Source organism: Exiguobacterium sp. A1_3_1, from assembly GCF_048985645.1.
Classification (GTDB): domain Bacteria; phylum Bacillota; class Bacilli; order Exiguobacteriales; family Exiguobacteriaceae; genus Exiguobacterium_A; species Exiguobacterium_A indicum.
Window position 1 is genome coordinate 1 of record NZ_WBYY01000204.1, and the last position, 5,365, is coordinate 5,365.

A 5,365-nucleotide genomic window follows, 5' to 3' on the forward strand; every position below is an offset into this window, starting at 1 on the left:
TCGTGGGCTCGGAGATGTGTATAAGAGACAGCTTCACTGCCTTTGTTCATTCCTGTTGCTGCGCGAGATAAAACGCAACTTGTTTTCGTTCTTGCTCTTGAACAGGGGAGGATTTCTTTGAGACGATGAACGCCCGCACATCTTTAAAGCTGTTCCCCGTCGGGAATTTAATTCGTTCCGTCCGCATCTGTGGTGCATTCGGAAAAAGTGTAATGCCATGAATCGGAATGATGATCCCTTGTTCTTTTAGCGTTTTTCGAACCGCTTGAACGATTTGTTTCGACTGATGGATGGGATGAGGTGCAAACACTTTTCTTCCATGCTCATCATCCATGACATGGCAAGATTCCTCCGTCATCCATTCTACGACCGCATCGTTTTGTAACACGAGGAATAATCCTTTTGGTCCGATCAGCGCAAAAGGAATGACTATCGTGTCAGAAAGACGAATCCGATCAAACAACATCCAATCAAAACGACAAACATGACGGATTTCATTACAGAGTGCATCCGTTTCACTCGTCGTCGTACTCACTTGTTTACTTGCAAAAAAACGACGGCGCGGTGGTTGAGGAACAGAAGCAGTCATGACTTGTAACATGGTTCATCATCCTTTGTAGTATGTATTATTAGTTATCTTAACACCGTTTTCACTCAGATGACGATTCTTTCAAAAAAGAAGGAAATAAAAAAAGACACTTCTGATCTGACAGAAATGTCTTTTTTGATGCGTCAATCTTGGTGCGGACGTCCGAAAACGGCCTTCTCTAAATTTGAAATACGACGTAACATGTCATAGTTCGATGAACTTGATACTTGTGGCTCCGCTTGCTCGACGCGGCGCTCTTCACGTTTTACCGGTTGTGCTGGTGCTTGTTTTAACGCCTCGTTCTCTTTCTTCAGACGTTCGATCTCACGTTCGAATCCTTCATAATCTTTAATGATTTGATCCAAGTATCCATCGACATCCTCGATGACATAGCCACGGAGGCCGGTTTTGAATTCCTTTTTGTAAATATCGTCCGCTGTCAACAATGGCTTATACATCCTCTTCACTCCCACTGATCATTGTATTGTAATTCTTGTTCGAGCCAAGATAAATCATCTTGTGTAATTAAAAACAACTGATAATCGGATTGTTCCATTTCTATTCTAGCACGCTCTACTAAAAATTTCGCTGATCCTCCATGTTCTTCATCAAAAACCGACAATAATCCTTGGCTTTTTTGAATCATGAACTCGGTTTTATTACGTAACTGCGATGAATCCGTATACGGTTTCTGGCTGATTGCTTCGACGAAGTCAGCTTGTTCAAGAATGGAAAGGTACTGCGCTTGAACTGGCTCTTTCCAGCGTGCTTCCTGTTCCAAGAACGGCAACAGAATACCGAGACGAATATGGGGATACTCTTCCTTTAATTCAAGCACGACCTCGCATGCCCAGATTTCGCAACCCGGTGAGGCATTCGTGATAAACCACTCTGTGCCTCGATCCTCAATTAAGCGAATCATTCGCTCACGATATGCTGCCTTTAAGACCCGGATCCCAGGGTGTTTTTGATCAAAGATACCTAGTTCATTGGGTTTATATCCTGTGATGGCGACAACTTTCACACGTCACACTTCCTTTTCAACCGACGTCCTCGATGATCCAGCTCTGCTAAGATTCGTTCTTTTTTAGTAATCAACCAATGATGTCGCTCGACGTGTTGTCGTGCTCGTTCCGTATAATCATAAGCAAGCACTGGATCTTTTGCAATGTGCTCTGCCCACTTCGCAAGCTCAACATACCCTAAATAACTGTCGCTCTTCAAGAAACACTCTCGAGCTTGTTCATGGTTCTTCATTTTTTTATGCAAATATCCTTGGCGCAACCATCCTTCTGCTGATAGTTCTTTGACTTGCTGAAAATGAGCGTGTGATCCTTCATGAATTCCGAGATCTGCCAGCCAAATCGCGATGTTTTCTTGAATCGGGGAAGGCGCCTCCGCTCGATGTGTGACGAGTCGGTTGCACGCATCATAGAGTCCGACAAGCGTCAGACAATCATCCAGATGATGTTGCAAGACCCCTGTCATGATATCCGGATGCTGGTGTTCGACGTACTGAAAGTAATGCATCGGCGCCAAAAATCCAGGTAAATCCCCTTCCCGTTCAAATCCGATTCGCTCTTCCATCGCTGTCAATCGATAGGAATCATACATTCCTTTAAAGATTCGTCGCGCGACATGAAGTAAATCGAGATGACCGACTTTCGGCAAACGCGGAACACGTTCCCGAACGAAGACATGACGTGTCTTGATTTGCGGCCAATCAAAACTTTTCCCGTTATAGGTCACAAAGCGGACATCATCTCCGATATCGTGCAGGAAGTGATGGTAAAAGGCAGCTTCAAAGTGCGGATGCGGTAAGAAATATTGTCGCATCAGCAATCCGCCCTGCTCAAAGCGCGCGAACCCGAGTAAAAAGATCGTCGTTCCAGTTCCTCGTAATCCTGTCGTCTCCGTATCAAAGAAAATGACTTGCTCAAGTGGAACATCTAGTGCAAGCGGTGGATGAGGAAGTTGTAAGGACTCATACACTTCAGCAAAGCTTCGGTCTCCATGCCGATCTGTTAATGCATATCGCTTGTCGATCCTGACAATCCACTCTTCTTCGAACGTCAAGATATCGGCCCCACGATCAATCCAGGCTTGCTGTTCGTCAGTCCACCCGATTGGTGTTTTCAGCGTCTCCACTTCAGGAGCGGAAGACACTTGATCCTCCGGTGCGGCGTCTGATGTAGATTTCAGCATACGTCTAAGACGATTTTTCATGATAGTTCCTTCTCCATTTCTGCCAACAACTGAATCGTTCGTTCTTTCTCGTCTGCTACGCCAACCATACCGATACAGGCAGGACAACCGTCCTGACACGGGCATGTGACGATCGAATCACGGGCGGCACGCAACATGACAGCGCGTTGCTTATAAATCGACTCCGCGAGACCGACACCTCCAGGGTAACGATCATATAGATAAACAGTTGGCTGTTGCGTGTGTGTCGCCTTGACTTGTGGCACGACGAAGACATCACTGGCATCACACATCAAATAAAGCGGTGCGACACGTCTGAGACTATTCGCGACTCCTTCTAGCACTTGTTCGAGCTCTGTCGAAGAGCGTGCGTGATCGGGTAACGTGAACCAGACACCTGTCGTATGAATTTCTCGTTCCGGTAAGTGAATTGGACCAGAGCCGATGTTCTCATGCGTACCGAACTTAATCTTCTTAAACATCGTCGCCATTCCGCGGACGCTGACATCACCGCGCGCAACACTATATTCTCCCTCTGCATACTGTTCATCTTCTTCGAGCACGGAAAGGTCGACTGAAAAATTAGCATCCGTATAATAATCAACGTCCACGGCACGGACGAATGCTTTTTTCTCTTCGAAATCCAAATGCTCAACTTGGTATTGATCAGCTCCGTGAAGATAAATGGCCTCGTCATGTAACAATGTCATCGCACTAAACGTATCCATTTCACCGATGACTCGATTCGGTACCTCGGTCTGATCGACGATGATGACGTTCTCTTGATCACTCGACCGAAGTGATATTCCATGAGCCGGAAACGCATCGTTCATCCAATAAAATCGATCGCCACGTTCGTGCAGGACACGCTCTTCGACTAAGTATTCGAGGATATCTTCCGTCTCGAGCGTTCCAAATGATTCTCCTTTCGTAAAAGGCAGTTCAAACGCTGCACATTTGACGTGATCGACGGCAATGATCAGATTATCCGGATCAAGTCGGGCTGCTTCCGGGGATTGATTCAAGAATAACTCTGGTCGTTCTGCGACATATTGATCGAGCATACCGGAAGAAGCGACAAGAATGATTAACGCATCATCTTGACGGCGCCCCGCTCGTCCTGCTTGTTGCCAAAGCGAAGCAATTGTTCCCGGATAACCATTCATGATACAGACTTGCAGTTGACCGATGTCGACACCAAGTTCGAGAGCGTTCGTCGAGACGATACCGGTGATCTCTCCTTGACGTAACCGTCGTTCGATATCGCGACGCTCACTCGGCAAATAACCGCCCCGGTACCCTTCGATCGATCGCGGAGCGAGCTCATGCGGATAGATGCTTCTTAGATACGTCAGTAAGACTTCAACGCGAACGCGTGACCGTGCAAAGACGATCGTTTGGAACTTTTTCTTGATGAAACGCATCGCCAGTTGTTTCGTCTCAAGCGTCGCAGAACGTCGAATGCCGAGTTGTGCGTTGACGATCGGTGGTTGATAGACAAGAAAATGTTTACGTCCTGTTGGCGCACCGTTGTCATCAATCAAACCGACTGTTTTTTCCGTCAGACGTTCTGCCAGTTCCTTGGGATTGGCAATCGTCGCACTCGTCATGATGAAGACGGGATCACTACCATAATACCGACAAATCCGTCGTAAGCGACGAATGACATTGGCGACATGACTACCAAACACGCCACGATAGGTGTGAAGCTCATCGATGACGATATACTTCAAGTTCTCGAACAGTTCGATCCATTTCGTATGGTGTGGTAGGATGCCGGAATGTAGCATATCCGGATTCGTGATGACAATATTACCAGCTTTTCGAACTTTTGTTCGAATCGTCGGTGACGTATCTCCGTCATAGGTAAAACATCGGATCGGCGCCTCTAATTGATCGATCAGTTCAAGTAATTCACTATTTTGATCCTGTGCGAGGGCCTTTGTCGGATAGAGATATAATGCCCGCGCGTTCGGATGCTCGAGCAGGTGCGATAGGACCGGTAAGTTAAAACAATAGGTCTTTCCGGAAGCAGTCGGTGTGACGATGACCGTAGATTCTCCCGCTTGTACACGTTCAAACGCTAGCCCTTGGTGACGGTACAATTGCGTGATCCCACGTGTGCGAAGGGCTTGTCGTAAACGCTCCGGGAGTCGTTCTGGAAAATCGACATAGCGTCCAGCTGTCGCTTCCATCGTTTTCATATACGTAATCCGCTCCATGAATGAGCGGTCCTGTTTCAATTCTTCGAGAAATGCAACGAGCGTTTGTTTAGCTTGCATGCTTTCACTTCCTTCCACTTCTCATTATACAAAAAAAGAGGCAAGACCAAAGAACGAACTACTCGTCTTTGGTCTTGTCTACTTTACAAGTGACGCTCCTTAATTAATCTTCAGAGTCGTCTCCACTGTTATTCGAATTATTGTTGTTTCGTTCCGCTGGTACATTTGAGTTACTTTGAGCATTCGCCCCATCATTCGATGACGGTTCATCCGTCGTCGGCTCGTCCGTTGATGGTTCATCCGTCGTCGGTTCGTCCGTCGTCGGTTCGTCCGTTGATGGTTCATCCGT

5 protein-coding genes and 1 pseudogene are annotated in these 5,365 nt (G+C 46.8%); all 6 read right to left on the reverse strand.

Annotated elements, in window-relative coordinates:
* Positions 1-46: 46 nt before the first annotated feature.
* Entirely contained in the window at positions 47-601 is a 555-nt protein-coding gene (locus F8N00_RS16025; protein WP_023468606.1) for a nuclease-related domain-containing protein, read from the reverse strand.
* 131 nt (positions 602-732) lie between these two features.
* Positions 733-1,047 (reverse strand): cell division regulator GpsB, encoded by a 315-nt coding sequence (gene gpsB, locus F8N00_RS16030; protein WP_023468607.1) that lies wholly within the window; start codon positions 1,045-1,047, stop codon positions 733-735.
* Between the two features lie 5 nt (positions 1,048-1,052).
* Complete coding sequence (locus tag F8N00_RS16035; protein ID WP_421018564.1) at positions 1,053-1,613, reverse strand: SLOG family protein; 561 nt, start codon at positions 1,611-1,613, stop codon at positions 1,053-1,055.
* The gene (locus tag F8N00_RS16040; RefSeq protein ID WP_035396853.1) at positions 1,610-2,815 is read right to left on the reverse strand and encodes a ribonuclease H-like domain-containing protein; all 1,206 of its coding nucleotides are present in this window, start codon (positions 2,813-2,815) and stop codon (positions 1,610-1,612) included. Before F8N00_RS16040 ends, F8N00_RS16035 begins: the two co-directional genes overlap by 4 nt.
* The gene (locus tag F8N00_RS16045; RefSeq protein WP_421018565.1) at positions 2,812-5,076 is read right to left on the reverse strand and encodes a DEAD/DEAH box helicase; all 2,265 of its coding nucleotides are present in this window, start codon (positions 5,074-5,076) and stop codon (positions 2,812-2,814) included. The genes F8N00_RS16040 and F8N00_RS16045 overlap by 4 nt, the downstream gene beginning before the upstream one ends.
* A gap of 103 nt (positions 5,077-5,179) precedes the next feature.
* Positions 5,180-5,365: pseudogene (locus F8N00_RS16050) on the reverse strand (DUF4887 domain-containing protein); the annotation flags it as partial.

Coding starts and splice junctions, on each gene's coding strand:
- F8N00_RS16025 (WP_023468606.1), bottom strand. CDS start 601: ATGTTACAAGTCATGACTGCTTCTGTTCCTCAACCACCGCGCCGTCGT.
- gpsB (WP_023468607.1), bottom strand. CDS start 1,047: ATGTATAAGCCATTGTTGACAGCGGACGATATTTACAAAAAGGAATTC.
- F8N00_RS16040 (WP_035396853.1), bottom strand. CDS start 2,815: ATGAAAAATCGTCTTAGACGTATGCTGAAATCTACATCAGACGCCGCA.
- F8N00_RS16045 (WP_421018565.1), bottom strand. CDS start 5,076: ATGCAAGCTAAACAAACGCTCGTTGCATTTCTCGAAGAATTGAAACAG.